This window comes from Paenibacillus sp. 01T431 (assembly GCF_056398625.1).
Genome location: NZ_JBFTPT010000007.1, coordinates 1 through 24,359 on the forward strand (window position 1 = coordinate 1; position 24,359 = coordinate 24,359).

A 24,359-nucleotide genomic window follows, 5' to 3' on the forward strand; every position below is an offset into this window, starting at 1 on the left:
TTTTTAAGCTGATCATCCATCCGCTTGTTTGCTGTTCCCTTTTTTCATACTTGCATAAAAAAAGAAACGGCACAGGACTTTTTCCCAAGCCGTTTCTGATTCTATTTTTATTCCCGGTCCTGACTCTTATGTTAACTTAATGACATTGCCCCAACGGTGTCTTTTCCTTCTTCTATTCGTATGCAAAGCCAACACTTGAAAGGCGATGCATATTCGCTGTATTAAGAATTAGTTCGTGGTTGAGGTTAGTTCCTTGTTCGACGTCCGGCCAAGCAGATTTAGAAATTCCCGCATAAATCCAGGGAGATCAGGCCATGCATGACCCGATACTAAATTTCCGTCTACATGCAGTGTCTCGCTTGCATATTCTGCGCCGAGTGATTCGACTTCTAGCTTGCACGCATTGTATGCCGTTAACGTTCTGCCTTTGAAGTAGGAACGATCTGGCAGTGCCAGGAATACCTGAGCACCGTGACAAATCGCGCCTACAGGCTTGTCCGCATCCAGAAAGTGCTGGACAATTCGCGGAAGATCTTGATCGTTGCGGATGAACTCAGGAGCTCGTCCGCCTGGGATGATCAAGGCATCGTAGTCAGCAGGCTCCACGTCCGCAAAGGCTATATCAGACGGCAGCAGATGAGCTGGCTTCTCCGAATAAGTATCCCATCCCTCGATGAAGTCGTGGCATACCGTATTCAATGTCTTCTTTCTCGGCGAAGCGATCACCGCCTCGTAGCCCTCTTCCTTCAACCGATAGAATGGATAATAAACCTCCAGAACCTCTGCACCGTCGCCCGTTAGAATAAGCACGCGTTTGGACATTTTACCCTCTCCCAACTGTAAATTTATGTAACACCTTTTTCTATTATGGGGATAATCTGCAAGCGCCGTCAATGGTCCTTAAGAACGGGAGGAAGATGTCAAATTACGCAAAAACACGTCGTACCAGCAGGTAAGCTGCAGATACGACGTGTTTTTAATAGCTGAAACCTAATAGGATGAGTTAAGGCTTCACTACAGATACGAGAAACTCGTTTTTACCGGAAATAAGTGTAACTTCTGACGACAAATCCAAATCCTTAACATAGACGGATTCACCGATATTCATACCGCTGATATCATATTCTATCACCGACGGCAAATGCCTTGGCAATGCTTCTACCTCAATAAACTCGGACTGAAGTTGTACAATCCCGCCCTGCTTCAATCCGATTGGCTTGCCTATGAATTTTACTGGAATCTTTGTGCATACGATTTCGTTATTCTGCACTTGCTGGAAATCAACATGAATCAAGTCACGCGTTACCGGATCTCGCTGGAGATCCTCAAGCAATACGGACACCGAATCTTTCCCGTCAAGCTGTATATCGATAAAACCAGATGCACCTTGCTTCAACCACTTATGAAATTCTATCGTTGAAATATGAACCATCTTATTTTCTACATTCCTACCAAACACAATACCAGGCAGACGACCTGATTTACGTAGATTACGAAGCCCTGATGTATTCAAATGTGTACGTTTCTCTGCTTGCATAAATGTTGTCATGCTTAACTCTCTCCTCTTTATTAAAAGATCTTTGCGCTCGTTCCTTAGTCGCTGAATCTTCCCCGATTGGGGATAAAGAGCGAAACATAGCATCACCACCTCCATGTTCTGCCGATTACGGCACAATACATTTAATGTAAAACCTCCGTAAATATACAGGAAGGCACCCCACTTCGAAAAGTGGAATGCCTATCTGTAAACCACACCATATCATACAAACGTCACGTTGTCTAATCAGGACGCTAGGCAATTACGGGCAAAGGTTCCGGTATCTTTGTGTATTTAGAATGAATAAGAGCGTACACTAGGCTTCTGAAAATAATTCATTTCACCATTCGAAATCCATTGGTTGACCTCGTGTTGAGTTCACGATATAAAAATACATCGCCGCAGCTTACAAGCTGCATGGCGATGGGGTTGTTAGAGAAACTAATCCAATCACTCCAGCTGTCGTATAACATTCGGGAGATACATCGAGGTTATTTAGCCTTCATGAAATTATACACAGTGCCTCGTTCAAGGGATGCTAGACGGACCTCACCGTATCTCTTCCAATGATAGCTGCTGTGAAAATGATCAAAATGCACGCCACCAAATGGTATTTCACTCTTCATCGTAAACCCGGAGGCTTCTATATCTTGGATTACTTCCTTTAACACTCTTTCAAACAAGGACGGCTTATAATCACTGAGATCTTTAAACGCGAGGAATGAAAGAATACCACCCTGCTTCAAACATCGAACTACAGTTTCGAGCATTTCACTCCTTGGCGAATGGTGAATGACGTCGTACATCATTAGGAAGTCAATCTGGTTTTGCACTTCATCTGGTAAGCCTTGATGATTCGTATTCATCAATTCAACATTCTTTACACCCGCTTCGTCTAGTCGTCTCTCGGCATGCTTAATGATCTTCTTCAACTTCTCTATAGCGATTACGCTTCCATTTGTTCCAGCGGCAATCGCTGCCGGTATCGTATAGTGTACATACCCACACCCAATATCCATAACGGTCATTCCTGCCTCAAGCCCAGATTGACTTAAGAGCTTAACGGCTTCCGTCCTTTCCCACTGGCAAACTTCTTCGTAAGCGTTCAGATCAAGCACACCCTTCTAGTTACTTATTACATACACTCGGAATTGATCGCAAAAGCGCAATGGCTTCTCTTCTTTCCCAAATGTGTTCATCATGCTCATCCACTCTACCGATCACTATAACTCGCCTTCTTTTTTACAGGTATGTAGATGTCTATTTGACTATCGATATGCGCTTGGCAACGCTCATCATACAGCTCAAATTGCGGACCTTCGGTGATTTCATATTCGGATTGATGCAACCACACCTTAAATATATAATCCCAAGACTTGCTGATTGATGAGACAAAAACATCACGCGGAACTTGTGGCGTTGTAAAAATGGCGTATGTGGCGGAAGAAAATGTTTTGTAAACACTTCCGATCGGAGCATTATCGAAACTTGTGACCTCCATTCCCAAAAGATACTTGAAGCTCCCGTCCTCCTTCCAATTATGACATATCCCCAAATCGATCCATCTTGCAGGATCAATCCAGTTAGGAATTGTACTGGGCCAGTCATTACTAAGATACTTGTTCCAAAACTCAGGGATGGTTGTATTACTTTTTGATGTATCCAACTCATAACCAATAACTCTGAACTCGGGTTTTAATTTCATAGTAGGCTGCATCACTATATCTCCTTTGAATTCCATTGCCGTCATTTGATGCTCCCCCAATCTTTCCAGTATTTTTAAATGATCATACGTCTTTTTTACTCTGCATTCGCTGGGACTTAATCCAAAATTTCTCTTAAACGCTCTTGTGTACGCCTCGGGAGATTGATACTGAAGCTTAAAAGCAATATCAATAATGCTCTCATCCGTGTTCGCCAGCCAATTCACCGATAGGGACAACCGCCTCTTTCTGACATACTCCATGACGGCAATACCAGTAAGATAATGGAAAACTCTATGAAAGTGATAAGGAGAAAAGGAGAGTCTGGAAGAAATGAGTTCTAAGGAAATCTGTTCACACAGATTTTCTTCAATGAAATCGATGGTATCCCGAATATAAGTGTAATATCCCATAAATCACCTCTTGTTAAGAGTAATAGACTACTGTGGAGTTGTCCTGATTTTTCTTGCTAAATTCCTACTATTCACGATAATACCGAATCCACAAGAAAGCATCCCTAGTAGAGACGGTCTTAATGCTTTTGTTATTCACTTCGACTATGATAACAACCAACGTAAGTAGTGAAATTAAAAATAAACGTCACTCACGATAATATTGTTGATTTTTTGTTGAATTCATATTTTATATCTTTATTGAGTTGATTGGGTTAATGCGTCAAAATTAACTTATCAAAATAATGTTAGAAGTGATGTATAGGAGAGCATATGAGCGACACGCCCGGGTAATGGATTCCTGTAAGTATTTTCAAGGGGTACTCGTTGACTTCGTGTTGACTTCTGAGATCCCGAGCACAACACAAAGAAGTACATCGCCACATGAACGATGTACTTCGAATCTCACACTATTATTTCGATTAAGCCTTCTCTTCGTCACCCGTCGCTACCGGATTCTCCTCATAGCTAATCCAATCACTCCAACTTCCCGCATACAAGCGCACTTTCGTGAAGCCTGCTTCCTGCAGCGCAATGACGTTTGGCGTGGCTGTGACGCCTGATCCGCAATACACGATCAGCTCGCCGTTCTTGTCCAGATCATGGAACCGATCGGATTGAGCGGCGACATCCTTCCAACCGCCGGATTCCGTTAGACCCTCTTGCCAGAAACGATTAATCGCGCCTGGAATGTGGCCTGCGACGCGGTCGATCGGCTCGACCTCTCCGCGGTAGCGTGGAGCTTCGCGCGAGTCGATAAGCGTTACTCCCTCGCTGCCAAGCAGCTCCCTAACCTCATCCATTTCAACTAGCATATTGTGCTGCACCGTTGCAAGGTATGTCGCAGGTTGCACGACTTTGTTTTCGGTTGATACAGGCAACCCTTCATTGGCCCAAGCCGAGAAGCCGTTGTCCAGTACATAAACCTGCTCATGCCCCATATACTTCAGCAGCCACCACAGTCGGGAAGCCATCGCTCCGCCTTGATCGTCATAAGCAACCACAATTGAATCGTTGCTTATGCCCGTCCTGCCGAACGTCACTGTCATTGCAAAAATATCGGGAAGCGGATGGCGTCCGCCATATTCCTCGACCTCACCGGATAGATCCTTCTCCAGATCCATATAAACAGCCCCCGGAATATGGGACTCCTCGTACGCTCTGAGCCCCGCATCGGGATCGTCCAAACGAAAACGGCAATCCGCGATGACGAGTTTCGGCTCACCGAGTTTCTCTTTTAGCCATTCCAACGACACGATGTTATTCATTTTGACTCGCCTCTTTCGTTCATTTATGTAATCCATTATGGAACCTTTAGCCTTAGATCGCTCTATTAGCCTTCATATCTATAGTATATGGTGTGATTCCAATCTTCAATGGAGCTCTTCTGCCAATTATATAACAAAGACCGGGAGTCTCTCCACTTAGGAGGCTCCCGGTCTGCTATTCCAAATTCTAGATCACATCGTTATAATCGTGATTGTTTTCATCGTACCGCACCCGATCTTGCATGGATGCAGCCGACAGTTGTTATTATTTAATCATCTGAAATACTTGCTCGACATCTTTGTCTCCGCGTCCGGAAAGGTTAATGATCAAGATCTGTTCTTGATCCATCGTTGGCGCCAGCTTCTTGGCATAGGCAACCGCGTGCGCGCTCTCCAAGGCAGGGATAATTCCTTCCGTACGAGAAAGTTCTTGGAATGCTTCCAGCACTTCCTCATTGGTAACCGTCGCATATTCGGCGCGTCCAGTCACCTTCAAATGGCTATGCTCCGGCCCGATACCCGGATAATCGAGCCCCGCGGCGATTGAATACGTCTTCCGCGGCTCTCCTTCCTCGTCCAGCAGTACCAAGCATTTGAAGCCGTGAATCATACCCGGAACGCCTTCCGTTAAAGTCGGTGCTTGATCGGGTTCAACGCCGATTAAGCGAACGCTCGGCTCGTCGATGTAATGAGCGAATGCGCCAATCGCATTGCTGCCGCCGCCCGCACAGGCTACTACCGCATCAGGCAAACGACCTTCCTTCTCCAAAATCTGCTGCTTCGACTCTTCACTGATGACCGCTTGAAAATGCTTGACCATCGTCGGAAACGGATGTGGACCAACCGCAGAACCGAGCAAGTAAAACGTATTTTTATAATTGCGAACCAGATCGCCCAATGCTTCGTCCACAGCGTCCTTCAGTCGACCCTGACCCTTATCAACCGGCACAACAGTAGCACCGAGCAGTTCCATCCGGAACACGTTGAGCGCCTGGCGGCGCATATCTTCAGCTCCCATATAGATGACGCATTCCATATTAAACATTGCGCAAGCCGTAGCTGTCGCAACTCCATGTTGACCAGCACCAGTCTCGGCGATAATCCGCTTGGCACCCATTCGCTTGGCGAGCAGAATCTGGCCAATGGCGTTGTTGATCTTATGCGCACCAGTATGGTTCAGATCTTCGCGCTTTAAGTAGATCTTGGGTCCTCCCCACGATTTGGACAGCCTCTCCGCATACGTGAGCGGGCTCTTGCGGCCAACATATTCACGCAGGTAATAGCTGAGCTCTTCCTGAAAGTCCGGATCTTCACTGAACTTGTAAAATTGCTCGCTCAAATAGTTTAGCACTTCCTGCAATTCCGGTGGAACGAAGCTTCCTCCGAATTCCCCGAAGTACCCCTCTTGCTGCAACTGTTGGTCCATAAGTAAGCGCCTCCATAAATTAAAATGGTAATCTATCAGAACTATATTACCATAATTTTCTGTAATATTTTATATACGTGTATTGTCAGCCGGTAGAATAATAACACTCTAGCTTGCAGTCATGCTCTGAAAATGACATCCAATCGTAAACTTGTCCTTAACCTATTACAGCCCTCTTCGCTAAAGCACGATACTGAGCTTATCCCTAATCAAAGCAACAAGCTTTTCCGCTTGTACGTCTGATAAGGCACCCGATGCGAGCTGACGAGCGGCGACTGGAACGTACCAAGGGAATATTTCATCTTCTGTCACGCCAGACAGCTTGCAATATTCATCGACGAATATACGGTATGCAGTCTCCCGCGAGGATTCAAAGAATGCGTTAACGTCAGGCGGCGTTTCTGGGGGCAACACAGCATACAGGATCGTCACGCATACTTCCGCGATATCCGCCGCCGGGTTGCCGATTACGGTATGCATCCAATCGATCATAACTGGTATACCTTCTCGCAAAATGAGATTATTGACGTTCGTGTCGCCGTGGCATAGCATTCGTTTATTAGGCAACTGATCCACATAAGCATGGAGGGCAGTTATTTCGTCTTCCGTCAGCAAGGAGGGTCTACCGATGATTACCTTCAAATGCTCCTTTTGCTCAGTAACAATCCCGCTGATGTCTCCATTATGAATGTTATACAGGACGCGAGCAAATTTCCTTAAATCGCTGTCTACATCGTCAAAATCAATTTCATGAAAAGCATGCAGTTGTTCAAAAAAACGATTCACGAATGTCGATCCGACTACTTTCTCGAAGACGATACCAAGGCGGTTATCCCACACGATTTGCTCGAACGGGCGCGCTGCCGGTAGTCCGCTGGACCAAGCAGCAGAACTGTTCCGATATTCGAGTTGAACAGCTTCCAATGGCGTGCCAGCATGAAACAACTTTACTACTTTTCCCTCTTCGCCCCACTCATGCACCTCACAACTGGAGCCAATGCCTATGCATTTGCCTAGCATAATAAATCGTTGCCCCCTTTATCTAATCTAATTTTGTAAAATAATTGAAACTAAACCTATTATTCGTTATAATACCACGCTTCCATTAACCTGAAAATATAAAAATAGAGACGATAGTATTCCATTCATTGCTGAGCATATTGACTACTTAAAAAGGGAATCTGCCTACCAAAATGCCATAGAGTTTTGCAGCTAGTTGAAAGCGAACAAATTTAGGAGGATAAAATATGTACTATATTCGTACTCAACACGAAGCTTAATCAAAGTATTTTCAGATACTCTCCGCCACTGGAATGCAATATATTATTTACATTTTGCAATGGACAAATTACAATATTTTCTAACCAATAACTAGAGACGGTCCCTCGTATGCTTGTTAACAACGATCGTGGACTGAGGGCGCGCTTCAGACGGTTGCAGCAAGACTTAACAAATGTCATTGGAGCGACTCGCCAGACAGAAGGGTTATCGAGAAAGGAGACTACTCCCCTTCGATTACGTTCGCTCTCAAATTTGCCGTAACTTACAAGGTTCCCGTTTAGGAAGTGTTTTATTTAAAGGAGGAGGAGAAGTAAGCTGTTGTCATGGATTATGCATTAGCCATTTATTTCGATTATATTGCTTCTCGAAGTGTCTGGTCTGAGTGGCAGCAATGGGTCACGCTCAAAGCTTATCCAGACTCATCCTCTGCTGGATGGCGGTCAGCTTTGCTTTATAGAGTACGGTGATGACGGTAAGTGCAGTATATGGTTTTGCTTATATGAAATGGATTTAAACCTATTAGGTGACAGATCAGCACAAATATTATCCAAAACTAATCGAATTTCTACCGAGGGGAGATCAAATTCCTATGAATATAGCCGCCAAGCTGATGCAAAAATTCAAAGACCGCGATACCCAGCATAAACTGCAAGTCTATCAGGACAAAGTGGAGCTCATTAGGAAACGGAATTTGGAAGCATGGGACGATGGGCAGCTTCAAGCGGAATCCCTCCGGCTAAGAGAGAAAGCAAAATCGGGTACGCCTTTGGATGAACTGCTTATCGATGCTTATGCGTTAGTCTGTGAGACAGCGAAAAGAACACTCGGATTACAGCCTTACGATGTTCAGATCATCGCTGCCATCGCTCTTCACGAGAGATTTTTGATCGAGCAGCATACCGGTGAAGGAAAAACACTCTCTGCTGTTATGCCTGCTTATCTAAATGCGCTGACAGGCGAAGGCGTTCATGTGCTGACTTTTAACGATTATTTGGCAAATCGAGATGCGGAGTGGATGGGCCCAATCTATCGTTTCCTAGGGTTAACTATAAGCTCGGTTCAAGCGGGAATGGACCTTTCCGAGAAACGTGAAGCGTACGCCGCAGATATAACCTATGTTACAGCCAAGGAGGCTGGATTCGATTATTTGCGAGACACGATCGCACTGGGCGAAGCCGAGACCGTACATCGTCCTTTCCACTACGTCATCGTCGACGAAGCGGATTCACTGCTTCTTGACGAAGCGCGGGTGCCGCTAGTCATCGCCGGCGAGTCGGGCTCTTCCAGCAACGACGGCATTCGTTTCGCAGAAGTGGCTCGGCACCTCGAGCAAGTAGAGCATTTCGACTTCGACGAGTTCGAACGGAACGTATATTTAAATGAAGCAGGCTCTGCGAAAGTGGAATCGCTGCTCGGATGCGGCAATTTGTACGATAGCCATAATAGTCATTTGTTAACGTCATTAAATTGCGCGCTGCATGTTGAATTGTTATTGAAAAAAGACGTCGATTATATCGTTCGGAATGGTAAAATTGAGCTGATCGACGAATATACCGGCCGCGTGGCGGAGAACAGGCATTTGCCGGACGGGCTGCAAGCTGCACTTGCGGCCAAAGAAGGGCTGCAGTCGATATCCGGCGGGGAAATTCTCGGGACGATCACCCTTCAACACTTCCTTAGCCTATATCCGAAGATTTGCGGAATGACGGCTACCGCTTACGCCTCCGCAATGGAATTCGAAGATATTTATGCGCTGCAGGTCGTACAAATAATGCCGAACCGGCCAAACATACGGATCGACCATCCCTACCGGATTTATACTCATAAAGAAGCCAAACTCAAGGCACTTGTAAAAGAAATCATATCCGTCCATGCGACGAGTCGTCCGATTCTCATTGGTACATCAAGCGTCGAGGAGTCTGACATGCTGGCGGAGGCGCTAGCGGTTGCCGGTGTACCTTGCCATGTTCTGAATGCGAAAAACGACGCCAAAGAAGCCGAGATCATAGCCAAAGCAGGAGAAATCGGGGCCGTGACGGTGTCTACGAATATGGCAGGGCGGGGCGTCGACATTCGGCTCGGCGGAGGCAACCCCATGCAAGCAGAAGCTGTCGCCAAGCTAGGTGGGTTGTACGTGATTGGCACACATGTGAACGAAAGCGTGCGGATCGACGACCAACTGCGCGGGCGTTCTGGCCGCCAAGGCGACCCGGGAGCTTCCGTAATTTTCGTAAGCTTGGAGGACGAGTTGCTGCTTCAGTTCGGCATCGATAAAGCGTTTCGCAATCTGAGGCAGGATGAGGCTCTCGAAAAGCCGGGGCTCCGCAGCAAAATCGCGCATATTCAGCGCGTTGCTATGGGGCAAAACTTTCATATCCGCCAGGAACTGAACTGTTATTCGGATATGGTGGAGGATCAGAGGCGGATTCTATACGAGGAGAGGCTCGAAATTTTGAAAGGCGAGAAGCCGATGAGCCCTTCGGAGCAGCGGGTACGACTTTTTTATATCGACGAGTTCTGGGCTGACCATCTGGCATACGTTTCTTACATTCGCGAAGGCATCCACTTGGAGAGCCTTGCTAGCCGCAATCCGATCGACGAATTTCATGTGCAAATCGCCCAAGCCTACGAGCAAATTCCGGCTAAAATAAATAGTGAGTCGGAGAATATGCTTGTAAGACTCGAAGGTTCGAATGATCCGGCGAAGTGGGAAATGTTTGGTCTGAAGAGCCCTACTTCCACTCGGACTTATATTATCAACGATCAATACATCCAGAACAAGCGCAGCTCTTGGACCCCAATGACGATAATGGCTTATTATATTCGCAAGATTTTGCAGCCGGTATTCGGGTGGTCAAAAATTTAATATAGCGTAGCTTATTTAAGGATAATTTCATTTCCGCCCACTCGTGATTACAACACTTGCTTAATTTTATTGAAGCTATTTATTTGCCACCTTGCCTGCTTGGTTTTCTTAATAATAAATCAGAATAGTAGACCGATCATCGACGCCATCGCTTTGGCGTCAATGGTGGTCGAACTATTGCTCCGCATGAAAGCTTGCGCCTGTTCGTGAATGGACGGAAGCAAAAGCGACAAGCGTTCAACAACCACCTGACCCGACTGCTAAACTTTGACTGACTCCGAACCTTCTGCGACTACTCACTTCTCGCTTTGTTTGCAACCTGTTGAAAGGAAAGCCCAAAGAGGGCCGCAACCGGTCACCAACCAGTAACCTGTCACAGCCCCCATCCTGCTTATTGATTAAGCAATTATTTTGTTATTTTAACGGACTCCTGTTTACGGAATCGACGAGACGATGACTCGGCTCACGTTAGCTCCGCCCATGCCGCCGCTCACCCGAATAACGTTGCTGTTGCCTGTATTCAAATCGATGATGCGGCTGGCCCGACCGGTGTAGGCACTCCAGCCTCCCGTGCCAGGCAAAGTAAGCGAATAGCCGTTCCCCGACGGGTCGCCGCTGGCGTTCACTTTAAAGGTTGTTTGAGCGTCCGCTGAAGCATAAACCACGGTCAAAAGCTTCTGGCCGCCCATACCACCGCCAACCCCAGTCAGCTCGAAGTAGGAGCCCGGGATATGCATATTTTCAATGCTTCCACCCGACTTCGTCGCCCCTCCCCCTACGGACACGTTAGTTCCGCTCATTGGATATTCCGCTTCCTGCGTCGTTTGCGGGATCAAGGATACGATGACGCGCGATACGTTGACTCCTCCCATACCGCCGCTTAGCCGGATCTGATTGTTCGTGCCCGAATTCAAATCAATTAGACGGTTCGTTCGGCCGGTGTAATTGCCCCACCCTCCCGTGCCAGGCAGAGAAAGAAAATAACCGTCTCCGGCCGTGTCGCCGCTCGCATCTACCTTAAAGGCTGACCCGCTGTCCCCGGAAGAATAGAGTACGGTTAGAAGCGCCTTTCCGCCTGCGCCGCCATTGATTCCATTCAACTGAATGTAGGAGCCTTGAGTATGCATATTTTCAACATTTGCACCGGATCGGGTCGCCCCTCCTCCTATGGATACGTTGCTCATATTCATGGCATACTCCGTTTTCTGTGTATATGCGTCAAAGCTTTCGTTAATCAAATCGTAGTACTTGACCTCGGTAGCGGTGGAGCGCGGTCCAACAGCTGGTACACCTTCGGACGTCTGTATGACCTTTTGGATTGTCCCGTCGGAATTGAAATACAACCGATCCACGGCGACGGAACGAAGCGTACCGTTCGAGGAAATTTTCGCATTATGATAAAACATATACCAGTTCCCCTTGTATTCCACAACGGACCCATGCGAAGTTTCACTGCCGAATACCGGATCCAGTATGACGCCGCGGTTGGTCCATGGTCCAAGAGGATTGCTGCTGGTTGCATACCGCATCCGGTTCGCGCCAGGATTATTATCGGAGTACATTAAATAATAAACGCTTCCCCGCTTAAACACCCAAGTAGCCTCGTGGAAATCCTCCAGCTCGGTGAACTGCTTGACGGGACCATCTATCGACACCATGTCGCCACCAAGCTTCATCCCGTAGCTGGTACCTCCTCCCCCGGCATACAGGTAATAAGTTCCGTTGTCGTCGCGGAATACGTTAGGATCAATCAAATTGCTGCCAGGAAGCCCCTGTATATACCCTTGAACCTCGAAGTCCTCGGCAGGCTTGTCGCTTGTTGCCACGCCAATCTTCCAAGAGCTATTCCAATTCGTGTCGCTAGGATGCGGAAAATAGAAGTAGTAGGTTCCGTTCTTGTATGCGGCATCCGGAGCCCACATAAAGCCCCCTTCCGGCCGTCCCCACGGCACATCGTCCGCGCTCAGGATCTCTCCTTCGTCCACCCAGTCGACCATATTGTCCGACGAGAAGACGTGATATTTATCCATCAAATCGCTTCCTCTGGAAGGAAAGATATCGTGTGACGCGTACACGTAAATACGTCCGTCATTCCACACTCGAGCAGAAGGATCGGCGGTGAAAATACTAGTAAAAATGGGATTTCCAGAACTGATGATTGGATCCGCGGCTGATGTAGAGGAATTGAATCCAATAAGGACGAACAGCAGCATCGTTACTGACAAGAACAAACTTATAAACCTTTTACGCATAATTGTTACCTCCCATTTCTTAGGTTCGGCTTATACCATTAGCTTGCTTGGCAACCAGACAGCGAAGAGGATTCCAACATCACCCCTAAGTATTCATAATGGAAGAACTGTAAATATAAGGACTACTACTAGCTTACCGTATGAGTAACCTAGTATGTAGTGAGACATTTTTAAACTTTTCCAGTCATTCTTAGCCTTTTGGAACCGTTTTCATGAAAATCGATGAGTGCTGTATCCCCCAAACAAACAGATTCCCCTCTACAGAACTCCAATCACCCCAGCTTCCTGAATATGTAATAACGTCTGATTATCATGACGCCTATGTTACACTAGGGTGATAGAGGGGGAGTCATAATTGAATAAACAAAAAATCGTGATTATTGGCGCAGGAATTGTCGGGGCGTCCATGGCTTATCATCTGGCTAAAAGAAATCAAGATGTAACCGTAATAGAACGACACCCCGCCGCGGCGGGCGAAGTCACTGAAAAATCTTTTGCCTGGATACATACGACGCATAGGGTGGCTCCCGAATACTGGCATTTGTACGATGCAGCTTTAGAAGAATATCATACGCTTCAGCAAGAGGTGCCCGAACTGAACATTCATTGGAATGGAGCGCTGACTTGGGGAACTCCACCCCTAAGGGAGCAACTCCACTTTCAAAAATTAAACCGAGAGCAGCTTGAGGCATTGGAGCCAAATCTGAAAGAATATCCGGATGAAGCGATCTTTGTCAGCGAAGAAGGTGCGTTGGACCCTATAGGGGTAACGAAGCTGCTACTCAGCAAAGCGCGGGAGTACGGAGCAAAGATTCAGTTCGGAACCAACGTTACACAGCTGCATCAAGAAGATTCCCGCTTAGTCGGCATCCATACGTCCAATGGTTTTTTGAAGTCGGATGTCGTGGTAATGGCCGCAGGTACAGGCATACCCGAACTTTGCGACCCCTTAGGTTGTCACGTGCCGGTAACGTCGTCGCCTTCCATTCTAATTCAGATGAAAACTACGAATAAACTGATACGCACATTAATCTCAAATGCGCAATTTGAAGCGCGTCAACTGACAGATCATATACTGTTGGCTGCGGAAGATTATATCGACGAGTCGGAGGAAAACGGACCCGAGGCGGTCGGTAAGCGAGCGTTCGACACGCTGCGTCGCAGTCTGAAGGACGGAAATCAACTGGAACTGGAAAGCATAAAGGTCGGGATGAGACCCATGCCTGAAGACGGCTATCCGATCGTGGGCTTCCACGATCACATAATGGGACTTTATCTGACGGTGATGCATTCTGCGATTACACTGGCGCCGTTGATTGCGCATCTGGCCGCAAGTGAAATAATCGATAAGGAATCAAGGAGTGAATTAGACCCTTGTCGACTCTCCCGATTTTCGGACCACTCGAGGGATATTCCCGTTGCTTCTCGCGCGTGAGGTGAGGGCCAGAACGTAGTATACAGAGCTTTCCAAATTCAACAATACCGTTTTGTAATCATTCACCCCATTCGTTGACTTCACGTTGAATTTTGATACTCCTGAGCACAACGCAAAAGAGTACATCGCCACATGAGCGATGTACTCCAAATTACATACTGTATATCTGCTTAAGCCTTCTACTCTTCCCCAGTCGCAATAGAATTCTCACTGTAAGAAATCTATCTGCCTAGCTCATCTGCCAGCTGTTGGCCGGCCTGATTTTGATGTCTAAGACGACAACCTTTGCATCCTCTTCGACAAATTCATGCGCATGCATAGCGCCCGTGCCTTGAACCGCTCATGTAATAATGGCTACTCTTTCTACTAATTTTCCCATTTTGGAGCTTGCCACTTTGGTCATGCTAATCACTGCATGTTTAGAGCTGTTATTGAGCTGTATATCCACCATCAACGGTTAAGCTATTTCCAGTCATAAATGATGAGTCATCGCATGCCATGAAAAGTACGGCTTTTGCCATTTCTTCCGCTTTACCGAGGCGCTTCATCGGAGTGAGTCCGGCTAATACTTGTTTACTTTCTTCGGGAATAATGGGTGTGTCAATGAAACCTGGGCATAATGAGTTAATGCGGATATTTTGTTCTGCATATTCAAGAGCAAGAGAGCGAGTCAAATTAATCACGCCGCCTTTTGCCGCATTATAGGCTGCCGAGCCGGGCGAACCAACCCAGCCGTACATAGACGCCGTATTTACTATCGTACCTCCGCCCATTTTTAACATTTCGCGGATGGCTTCACGTGCTACCAGGAAGACGCCATCCAAGTCGACATTTACTGTGTTGCGCCACTCGGAGTACTCCAAATCATGCGAAGGATGAACGCGCCCAATCCCTGCATTGTTGAATACAACATCCACTTTGCCGAAGGCTTCAACGGTTTGTTTGAAGATATTGGCGACTTCTTCTTCACTTGTAATATTTGCTTTAACAAATAGTGCTTCAGCATTAAGCGCCTTTAACTCGTTCTCGAACGCCTTTCCTTTTTCTTCATTTAAATCAACAAGAACCACTTTGGCTCCTTCTAAAACGAATAAACGTGCTGTAGCTGCACCGATTCCGGATGCTCCCCCAGTAATCACAGCTACCTTGTTTTGTAGTTTGCCCATCGATGAATCCTCCAGTACAATATTTTTAATAGTACTATTTGCGTTTTTATTAATTAACATTCATTAATAAATATTTGTACTATTTTGTTCGCATCTTAATTGTACTTTTTTGTTCACATTTAACAATCATTAAAGTATTAATATATGTCTAACTAGTAGACACTTACATCAAAATCGTCTTTTTGCGAGGAGATATTTTCATGAGTGATGAACAAAACGTGACATCTGAGCGAAGAAATCGAACAGAAGAACATCTAAAATCAGCCTTTATAAAACTAATAAAAGAGAAGGGTTACCATCTCGTTTCTGTAAAGGACATTGTAGATACAGCCTCCTATAACCGTAGTACTTTCTATGTACATTACCAAGATAAAATTAAATTAGCTGAAGATTTACTTACTTCTATGTTTCAGGGGTTGGAAGATTCCGTAGGAAAACCATATGTTCCTGGACACAAAGTATACACGGAAAGACTCAACGCACCGTCCTTTAATATCGTTTCCTACATTTATCAACACCGGGATTTTTTTGAGTTGATAAAATACGATGATACTTTACCAGGATTGCACACGGGATTCCCTCAAACCATTCTAAAGATCTATAAGGAACAATTTATTTTTGAAACGATTAATAGCATCCCCGTCAACATGGATTATTTTAAGCGTTATACAGCCTATGGCTTTTACGGACTCATTCTGAATTGGATCAAGACTGATTTCAAGGAATCTCGGGAGGGTTTTATCCAGGAAGTGATTGATTTAACGAAAACGCATATTTATTCGGTTAAGTATGTAGGAAAATAATAAAAAGCCACCCGACTAGGTGCCTTTGATACGGTTCACTGCACTATCTGTAACGGCAAGTTTTAAGGCCATCCTTTTGCGGGATGGCCCTTTCTTTGATCTCGATATGTTTTATCGTGATCTGTTAGCGTAATATTTAGTTCTTTATCCAATCATTGAAATGATCTGCTACAAATCGAATCTCGCTCTCATAGTGAGCCAAGTGTCCCTCATCAACCATTTTTTTAAAGGCAAGATTTCCTTCGGCAGCGCCATTTCTCAACGTATCGCACATTGTAGTCAATCGTTGAATAATCCACTGACACAGTTCATTGGGGACGGGAGTTCCATACGATTCAAAAAACAAATGAATTCGTTTACGGCGCTCCGTAGCGTGTATATCCGATTGGTACTTCACCGTTTTTCCCGAAGAATGGTCCGGCTCGAAGCTCGCAAGTGGAACCGATGTATAGAGTGAATAAGCAATGTCCCACATACGTGGACCTGGACCAGCCATATCAAAATCAATGAGTCCCACAGGAATCCCCTTTTGAAAGACCACATTGTACAATGCAGCATCATTATGGCATATCACTTCGTGCTCACGTTCGTTGACATAACTAAGCTGCCATTTGCTCTTCATCATGAGAGTTGATCCTGCAGTCGCATCATGAAACTGGCGTAAAAGACGTGCTAAACCTACAAGCGTTTCATCCGACCACATGTAAGGCTCAAGTTCAGGGTACTCATTCCCTGGAACTTCCCCTGAAATGAATGTTAGTATTTCACGATCAGAATCGTCGATTCCGAGAAAACTTGGTGCTCCCTCAAAGCCTTGCTTCTCTAGATGTTTAAGAAGCTCATGAACACACGGGCTCCAATAACCTGTGGGACGGAGAACAGTATTTTCCCTACGGACAATGTGATTAACATTTCCGCCTTTTAACACTTCTTCCTGAGTCACTATGCCTCACCTACTTATTTCTATGATATTTCTCTCTAATCCTAGTTCACCAAACCAGCTATAGAAATTTTTGGAACATATATCATATTCGTGACTTAAAACCCTGAACCCTTTTCGTGAACGTGAGTTGTGGTAAGGATGGTTGCTCCATGGTGGTCACTACGAAATAAGATAGTTTGCGTTTAAAAGGAGTATGAACGAGCAAAAGTGGAACAAACCAGTCAGGGGAGAAACCTCGCTTGGCATCGAATTTGGAGCCACACGAATTAAGGCTGTACTGATTGATTACAATTTTGAAACAATTGCTTCCAGCAGCTATGAATGGGAAAATCAATTGATTGACGGTTATTGGACCTGCCATCTCAATGAAATGATTAATGGGTTGCAAGAAACCTATCACCAATTACAGCAAGAGGTTGAGAATACTTATGACGTAACACTGCAAAAAATCATATTTTGGCGCATGGCGGATTGTTCAAAACGCCGCTAGTCGGTCAAAAAATATGTGCCGCAGCACTGAATGTTCCTGTTTCGGTTATGTCTACGGCTGGTGAGGGCGGCCCATGGGGGATGGCAATTTTGGCATCCTATATGGTTAATAAGGAGCAGCACGAGTGCTTGGCTGATTTCCTTGCCAATAAAGTGTTCCATCATGCAGAAGGACAAGAGGTTTATCCTGACAGCGCAGATGTGAATGGCTTTGCCTTGTTTATGGAGCGTTACACGGAAGGGCTGGCAATTGAGCAGGCAGCGATAAATCATTTGGTGGAAAATTGGAAAAAATGAGAAATGAGAAGCGTGTACCGATTTCACACGTATTGCGTATTATGCGCCGATCTGCAGGTTTAGCATGGATTCTTCAACCTATTCACTCATTGGGTACCTGAACGGCGAATCGCCGTATAGCCAAGCATATATAAGAGGTTGCCCACGATGGGCAACCTCCTTTTAATAGAAAAAAATCCGATAGAAATAGACATACAATTCAAAATTCTAAATATAGTTACTTCTGTTAATTGATGATATATTCATTGCGAGAGCTCTCTGCAAAGGTACATACCCATTTCGGCCGGAACGGGTAAGACGAACCTTAATAGGAGGAATGAATAATGAAGAAGTTATTTTCACTTGTTATGGTCATCGGTTTGCTGCTCGGGATCGCTTCCCAAGCGAGTGCGGCCAATGGGGTCTATGTGTTTAACCCGTATCCGAATAGCTACGGCGCGGTTCCGGATTATATCGGTATTACGAAGCCGACTGGAGGTTACCAGTACGAGTTCCGAATACAGGAGATAAACAACGGATCAAGGACCTACTATTCGGGTTTGCTCAACGTGCCGACCAGCGGATACGACATTCATCATACGTTAACAAATAGTACAAAGCTCATGCTGGCAGGCGGAACTTACAATATTGATGCATCGGTTTATGACCGTTGGGGGACTCTCATCGGCAGGGATATCGTCAAGGTTAATTTTCTATAATTACGTAAGGGATGTAATCCCCCCGCAATCGCGATTTCTCGCAGACTGGCCCTTATTCGTTCGGGGCCAGTCTTTTCCCTTCCCTCACATCTCTGCTCCCCTGTCATTCCTACATGACAATTACCATGTTCGAAACCCATGCAATCCCGAATTGATATTTTTCCATCAAGATCATGTTTCATCGTTGAATTCGGACTCATTCACTTTAGCCATATTCTTGTAATCATTTCAATCAGAGGGTTGTAATTTAAAGCAACTTAATCAGCTCTTCTAGCTCATCAACCAATACTTTTGCAAGTTCAAAATTAGTATCTTTTAAAGCCAATTCTATTTTCATTTCAACTGATTTTTTATTTTGTTCAGCTTCTAGATAGCCTTTATCAAAATGACTAGCATAAATCATCTGTCTAAATTCTGGCATACTCATTTTTCTAATCGACATATCGTCAATGATTAAAACATAATCCATACCATTTACAACAGTATAGAAATCGTGAGAAATCATGAGAATCGCGCCTTTATAGTCTTCAATGGCTTTCTCCAGTGCGATTTGTGTATAGGTGTCTAAATGGCTTGTCGGTTCATCAAGAAGCAATACGTTTGCTTTACTGGCTGAAACTTTAGCTAATTGAAGCAAGTTTTTTTCTCCACCAGATAAAGCTTCTATCTTTTGATTAACGATTTCTCCTTCAAAACCATAGTTTGAAAGATACGATCTAACCTCATCATACGTTTTAAACCCAGCATCGATGAATTCTTCTAGTATGGTATTAGAATCCTTTAGCATTTCGCCTTGAATCTGACTTAAATAAGCCACTTTAACATCAGCATTTATTTCAATTGATTCATCATTATTTTTAAAGATATCTCGGAGTAAAGTCGTTTTCCCGGTACCGTTCGCACCAATAATGGCTACTTTATCTGTCGATTTTATCTCAAAGTTAACATTGTCTAAAAGCAACTCATCAAAGGCAACACTATAATTATTAACATTTACAACAATGGTGTCTTCCATTTCATTATCAATACCAAAACTAATATTCGGTTGCTTAATATCAACAAATGGCATTTTAATTCTACGCGTTTCCAATCTTTCTTGAAACCTAACTCTAGCTTTTAACGCTTTCCCTCTAGATGCATGTGAATTATACGTTGCGATAACTCTAAGATTAACGATTGTTTTATCGTTTCTCTTAATTTCTTCATCATCAGCGATTGCGAGTTCTTGCAACTCAACTTTAGTCTGAAGTAATGAGAAGTTATAATCAATATATCGCCCATCAAACTCTTGGATTTCCGTGTTTTCAAGGTGTATAATTTTGTTGAAACAATGATTCAATAGATATCGGTTGTGCGTAACAACTAGCAGTATTCCCTTGTGAGAATTAATAAGATTTTTAAGCGCATTTAGGTTTTCAAAGTCTAAAAATACATCTGGTTCGTCCATAATCATTAAGTCTGGACTATTAAGCATTTCCTTCATCACTTGAATAAGTTTGAATTCTCCGCCACTCAGGTCAGATACCCTAATATCTTTTAGCTTCATGAGGTTTGCTTGATTTAGTTTCTTATTAATGTTGCTTTCAAAATCATCCCCACCGATTGCATCAAATGCGTCTAAAGCTAATTGATACTGTTCTAATAACGAATCAATATCCGATGATGTTTCCATTTCAGTACAAATAGATGTTATTTCATTTTGTATCTTAATAAATTTTTCCCCTATATATTCAAAAACTGTTGTTTCTTTCGTTTTGTCTAGTTGTGAGAATTGACTTACATGACCAATTTTACAAGTCGGGTCTATTTCTAACTTGCCCTCGAAAATATATCTTTCTGGATCCATCAGTATATCTATCAATGTACTTTTCCCACTGCCACTTGTTCCTATAAAAGCGCAATGTTGTGCCTCTTCTAACGTAAATGAAATGTTATTATATAGTTCTTTTTGCGGAAATGAGAAGGATAAGTTATCAACTTTTATCATAGTATTACCTTTCTTATAACTAAAATAGTGACTATTATTAGATTTATTGCAAAACATAGATTTTGAGTTTACCTTTGTTAGAGTAACACTGTTTACAATCAACTACAATTGATTTGTATTCCCATCCCTTGAGGGTCAAAGTTCCATGTTGTACAATCAAAACTTGCCGTTACTTATGATACGGTTCAGCTTAACGGACCTATCGGCGAACATTACTAAAGAAGCAGCCAAGGATGCTCCTCTTTAAATCACTTATTTATCACTTAGACTAGCTTTATCCCCGCTATTCAACCTGTTATATACATGAAAAGTTACCTTTGTCCCTATACCTAACGTACTTTTGATATGAAGTCCTGTTCCGAAGTGCCGTTTTAATCGCTGATCCGTATTTATCAATCCGACACCTGAACAACTATTTACTTTTCTTTCTAATATTCGTTGCAATTGAACTTCGTCCATTCCAACCCCATCGTCTTCAACGGTTATCTCTACATGCGTCTCATAGACAGAAGTCCGAATAAAAACCTTTCCCCCACGAATGCGCTTCATAACACCATGTATTATCGCATTTTCAACGAGAGGCTGGATCGTAATAAATGGGACTTTTATTTCCTCGCAGCCATCTATCTCCCAAATAACCTGTAACCTTTCTTCAAACCGAACCTTTTCAATATATAGATAAGAACGCACCAGACTTAGCTCCTCTTCGATCGGAACAAGCCCATCCATATTTTGAAATTTAAATTTATTCCTCAGATAATTGCTGAACTCATTGAGCAAATTGCGCATCTTATCCAAATTAATATCGCTTAGAGCTGTTACAGCATTCAACGCATTAAATAAAAAATGAGGCTGGATTTGCGCTTGCAGCCATGCAGCTTCTAATCGCAGTTGTTCCCGAACAGAATGTTTAATCGTAGTTAGCGCCTCGATTCGCGATTTTATTTCTATTGCTTCCACTGGCTTCGTCACATAATCGTTAGCCCCCGCAATAAAACCGCTCTGAATGTCTTTCGGTTGGCTTCTTGCGGTAAGGAGCAATACAGGGAGCTCCGTGAGTGTAAACCGCTCGCGGATCAAACGCGTCAGCTCATAACCGGACATCTGTGGCATCATGATATCGGAGATGACCAGATCCCATTCCTTTGTATCCAGTAAAGCCAACGCTTCTTTACCGCTCGTTGCCATCGTTACCTCATATTCGTCTGGCGGTAGTATGGATTCAAGCACTTGAAGATTGATAGGATCATCATCAACAATTAATAGGTGCGGACGATCGTGATCCATTTTTAATAAAGTTGGTTGTTTCGCAGCTTCCGGAATTCCCACTTTGTCCAAATCGACCGAGGAGGCAATTTCTTGAATCGCCATAGATTGTAATGTATACGGTTTGAATGAGTTGGATACATCATTTTCTTCTTCCGCTTTCAAGTCTGCTAGCTTTAATGAAAACGTAAATGTTGAGCCTTCTCCTAAAGCAGAGGACACATCTAACGCACCTCCATGAAGCTCAACCAGTTGCTTGCTTATACTTAAACCTAACCCAAAGCCACCTTCAATCATGGTCTCACTCGCGCTCGCTTGCTCGTATGGGCGGAATAGGCGCTTAAGCATGTCCTCGTCCATTCCGATTCCCGTATCGGTAATAACGATATAAGCTCGTCCATCCTTTGCAAAAGCTTGAATCGAAACAACCCCATCATTCGTATATTTCACAGCATTATGAAGTAAATTGAACACGATTTGGATCACCCTATTCTCATCCGCAATTACTGGAGGGAAATCTTCCGAAATTTGATTTGCAATTTGGACAGACTTTACTTCTGTATTAAATTGCAGCATATTCATTACTCCGGTCACGATTGACTGGATAAATACGGCTCTTTTCTGAAGACGCGGATTGCCTTCCCGTAAACTCATCACATCAATCAAATCGTTCAATATCAATGTCAACCGACGTCCTACGGATAATACCGTTTCAAGCTCCTTAATGCTCCGTTCCTGCAATAAATGCTGTTCCCTTTTTAAAACGGATTGTGACATGTTAAGCATGCTATGCAGCGGATTTTTAAATTCATGCGATGTGTTTGCCAGAAATTGATCCTTATGGTCATTCATTCTTTGCAAGGTTGCAGCAAGCTCTTTGGTGTTCGAATGCATGATAAAGTATCCCTTAAACCATTCAGAGGCTAAACAACCCATCGCAATAATCATATCGAACGGATAGTAGACAAGACTCAAACTGCTATCTATCAAGATAAACGACCAAAGAGAATGGTTCATCAACGCAAGTAAAGAGAAAAGCAGTAAAAGATTGCTCTTTAAACCTGTGATTACTTTTTTAAACATTGTAATCAACGTGATAACTGCAGCAATACCAATTAATAGATAATAAACCGGAAAGAGCATAATCACTTGAGATGGATCTAAAAACAAAGTGATGCCGACAGTCCCTAGATTCATTACTTTATAGACAGGGTACATCCTACGCCAATAAGGAAGCTCGCGATGATTCGTACACTGGAGCAAAGCATAGGCTGCCATAATGAGAGCAATGTTCGTTATCCGAAAATCCCAAACACTTCCAATATAAAATAACTGGTGGAACAACTTCTCATCAACACTAAATACACTCGTGATCGTTACACATATTGCAAGCAAACTGAAATAAAGCAGCTTCATTTCCTTATTTCCTAGTAAATACAAAATAAGTGCATAGACTGCATGCATAATGAATATAATCGCTGCCAAAAGCTGCATAGAAACGGAAGCTTTCATCTCTTTGGCAATGGCTTCTTCTGAACCAAATTTAATGGATCGGACAATGCCCCCGCTTCGACCATCCACATAATTTGCCGCCTGAATGACGAGTTCGATTACACCGTTTTCGTCTGCTGTAAAGGTTGTAGAATAAGGTAGGTCCTTCGAAATATAATCATCCTTTGTTGTCGCCACCTGTCCGGATTTAGTAAGCAATCGACCGTTTACATATAATTCTGATGCAGTGCGTACGCTGGGTACACGAATACTATAATTAAGGTTCTTTGCCGGGTCTACATAAAGACGCAAACGATAAGAACCATACCCGTATGGAGATGGCTTGTCAGCATGCAAAGCTTTACTCCATCCTCCCGGTACCTGAATATGCATTGGCGCATTATCACCTAACAATTGTTGCCGACTACCCTCTATTAACCATTGCGAGGGATAAAACTCCCATTCCCCATCAAGTAAGAGAATACTACCATCTTCTGCATTCCAATTGCGCAAATCGAATTGCCCATTATGAATTGACGCCTGTTTGGGATCATGAAACGTTCCCATCCATAAAATGCGCAAACCGGTTAAAACAACTAATATCAACACTAGCAATAATATAATATAGCTCTTTTTCATTTGATATTTGGACGAGTGAGTTTCCAAGAAGTATTTCTCCCCTAGTCATTTTCTTCTAAGACATTTAGTAAAGAACTTTCCATAACTTACCACAGTTAACATAGCAGAGAAGCGGACGAGAGAGATGTTTTTATGTCTATTATATAGCAATACCAACTTGGAGAATTTTAGTTATTCAATTCGTATAAAAAAACAATGAACAAGGCATGTCATTCGACGATATTGATATTTCGCAGGTTGTTTTCGCCCTATTTGTGATACGGTTCACCGTATCATCTATAGAGCGAAATCGAATAGCACTCCGTCTTTTCCGTAACGTTGCACTCCCACACATCCAACACATACCCACTTAACGCAATC

Annotated in this window: 18 protein-coding genes and 1 pseudogene; 7 read left to right on the forward strand and 12 right to left on the reverse strand. The window is 43.9% G+C overall.

The annotated features are described in order from the left end of the window. Positions 1-228: 228 nt before the first annotated feature. The 7 genes from AC1DM9_RS14135 to AC1DM9_RS14165 form a co-directional block, all read right to left on the reverse strand. A complete protein-coding gene (locus tag AC1DM9_RS14135) occupies positions 229-822 on the reverse strand; it encodes a DJ-1/PfpI family protein (protein WP_339206579.1) in 594 nt (197 codons plus the stop codon). A gap of 181 nt (positions 823-1,003) precedes the next feature. Next, positions 1,004-1,549, reverse strand: a complete 546-nt coding sequence (locus AC1DM9_RS14140) for a 50S ribosomal protein L25 (protein ID WP_076268662.1) — start codon at positions 1,547-1,549, stop codon at positions 1,004-1,006. 479 nt (positions 1,550-2,028) lie between these two features. Beyond that, the gene (locus AC1DM9_RS14145; RefSeq protein WP_441877999.1) at positions 2,029-2,655 is read right to left on the reverse strand and encodes a class I SAM-dependent methyltransferase; all 627 of its coding nucleotides are present in this window, start codon (positions 2,653-2,655) and stop codon (positions 2,029-2,031) included. A 95-nt stretch (positions 2,656-2,750) separates the two neighbouring features. Then, positions 2,751-3,653 carry an AraC family transcriptional regulator gene (locus AC1DM9_RS14150; RefSeq protein WP_441877997.1) on the reverse strand — a complete coding sequence of 301 codons (903 nt, stop codon included), beginning with the start codon at positions 3,651-3,653 and terminating at the stop codon, positions 2,751-2,753. A 461-nt stretch (positions 3,654-4,114) separates the two neighbouring features. Continuing rightward, the gene (locus AC1DM9_RS14155; protein ID WP_441877995.1) at positions 4,115-4,960 is read right to left on the reverse strand and encodes a sulfurtransferase; all 846 of its coding nucleotides are present in this window, start codon (positions 4,958-4,960) and stop codon (positions 4,115-4,117) included. 265 nt (positions 4,961-5,225) lie between these two features. Next, complete coding sequence (gene trpB / locus AC1DM9_RS14160) at positions 5,226-6,386, reverse strand: tryptophan synthase subunit beta (RefSeq protein ID WP_441877993.1); 1,161 nt, start codon at positions 6,384-6,386, stop codon at positions 5,226-5,228. Between the two features lie 180 nt (positions 6,387-6,566). Next, a complete protein-coding gene (locus AC1DM9_RS14165) occupies positions 6,567-7,406 on the reverse strand; it encodes an aminoglycoside phosphotransferase family protein (protein ID WP_441877991.1) in 840 nt (279 codons plus the stop codon). 584 nt (positions 7,407-7,990) lie between these two features. On the opposite strand from AC1DM9_RS14165, the gene AC1DM9_RS14170 reads away from it, so the two are divergent. Further along, positions 7,991-8,134 carry a hypothetical protein gene (locus AC1DM9_RS14170; protein WP_441877989.1) on the forward strand — a complete coding sequence of 48 codons (144 nt, stop codon included), beginning with the start codon at positions 7,991-7,993 and terminating at the stop codon, positions 8,132-8,134. A gap of 122 nt (positions 8,135-8,256) precedes the next feature. Further along, entirely contained in the window at positions 8,257-10,533 is a 2,277-nt protein-coding gene (locus AC1DM9_RS14175) for a preprotein translocase subunit SecA (RefSeq protein WP_441877987.1), read from the forward strand. A gap of 434 nt (positions 10,534-10,967) precedes the next feature. Here the strand turns inward: AC1DM9_RS14175 and AC1DM9_RS14180 are convergent, their stop codons facing one another. Further along, on the reverse strand, positions 10,968-12,785 hold the full coding sequence (locus tag AC1DM9_RS14180) for a family 43 glycosylhydrolase (RefSeq protein ID WP_441877985.1): 1,818 nt from the start codon (positions 12,783-12,785) through the stop codon (positions 10,968-10,970). Positions 12,786-13,140: 355 nt separating this feature from the next. Here AC1DM9_RS14180 and AC1DM9_RS14185 point away from each other — a divergent pair, with 355 nt between their 5' ends. Next, positions 13,141-14,220 (forward strand): NAD(P)/FAD-dependent oxidoreductase, encoded by a 1,080-nt coding sequence (locus AC1DM9_RS14185; RefSeq protein ID WP_441877983.1) that lies wholly within the window; start codon positions 13,141-13,143, stop codon positions 14,218-14,220. A gap of 428 nt (positions 14,221-14,648) precedes the next feature. Here the strand turns inward: AC1DM9_RS14185 and AC1DM9_RS14190 are convergent, their stop codons facing one another. Next, positions 14,649-15,386 (reverse strand): SDR family NAD(P)-dependent oxidoreductase, encoded by a 738-nt coding sequence (locus tag AC1DM9_RS14190; RefSeq protein ID WP_441877981.1) that lies wholly within the window; start codon positions 15,384-15,386, stop codon positions 14,649-14,651. 200 nt (positions 15,387-15,586) lie between these two features. Between AC1DM9_RS14190 and AC1DM9_RS14195 the strand changes: the two genes are divergently transcribed. Further along, positions 15,587-16,189, forward strand: a complete 603-nt coding sequence (locus AC1DM9_RS14195; RefSeq protein WP_441877979.1) for a TetR/AcrR family transcriptional regulator — start codon at positions 15,587-15,589, stop codon at positions 16,187-16,189. Between the two features lie 136 nt (positions 16,190-16,325). On the opposite strand, the gene AC1DM9_RS14200 is transcribed toward AC1DM9_RS14195, so the two are convergent. Next, entirely contained in the window at positions 16,326-17,132 is an 807-nt protein-coding gene (locus tag AC1DM9_RS14200) for an aminoglycoside phosphotransferase family protein (RefSeq protein ID WP_441877977.1), read from the reverse strand. Positions 17,133-17,325: 193 nt separating this feature from the next. Here AC1DM9_RS14200 and AC1DM9_RS14205 point away from each other — a divergent pair, with 193 nt between their 5' ends. From AC1DM9_RS14205 to AC1DM9_RS14215, 3 genes and pseudogenes are all read left to right on the forward strand, one after another. Continuing rightward, positions 17,326-17,622, forward strand: coding sequence for a hypothetical protein (locus AC1DM9_RS14205; RefSeq protein ID WP_477580580.1), 297 nt, complete (start codon positions 17,326-17,328; stop codon positions 17,620-17,622). Continuing rightward, a pseudogene (locus tag AC1DM9_RS14210) lies at positions 17,568-17,918 on the forward strand (FGGY-family carbohydrate kinase); the annotation flags it as partial. The gene AC1DM9_RS14205 and the pseudogene AC1DM9_RS14210, both read left to right, overlap by 55 nt. A 323-nt stretch (positions 17,919-18,241) precedes the next feature. After that, positions 18,242-18,616 (forward strand): hypothetical protein, encoded by a 375-nt coding sequence (locus tag AC1DM9_RS14215; protein WP_441877973.1) that lies wholly within the window; start codon positions 18,242-18,244, stop codon positions 18,614-18,616. Between the two features lie 247 nt (positions 18,617-18,863). On the opposite strand, the gene AC1DM9_RS14220 is transcribed toward AC1DM9_RS14215, so the two are convergent. Then, entirely contained in the window at positions 18,864-20,603 is a 1,740-nt protein-coding gene (locus AC1DM9_RS14220) for an ABC-F family ATP-binding cassette domain-containing protein (RefSeq protein ID WP_477580582.1), read from the reverse strand. A 252-nt stretch (positions 20,604-20,855) separates the two neighbouring features. Next, positions 20,856-23,999, reverse strand: coding sequence for a hybrid sensor histidine kinase/response regulator (locus tag AC1DM9_RS14225; protein WP_477580932.1), 3,144 nt, complete (start codon positions 23,997-23,999; stop codon positions 20,856-20,858). Between the last annotated feature and the right edge of the window lie 360 nt (positions 24,000-24,359).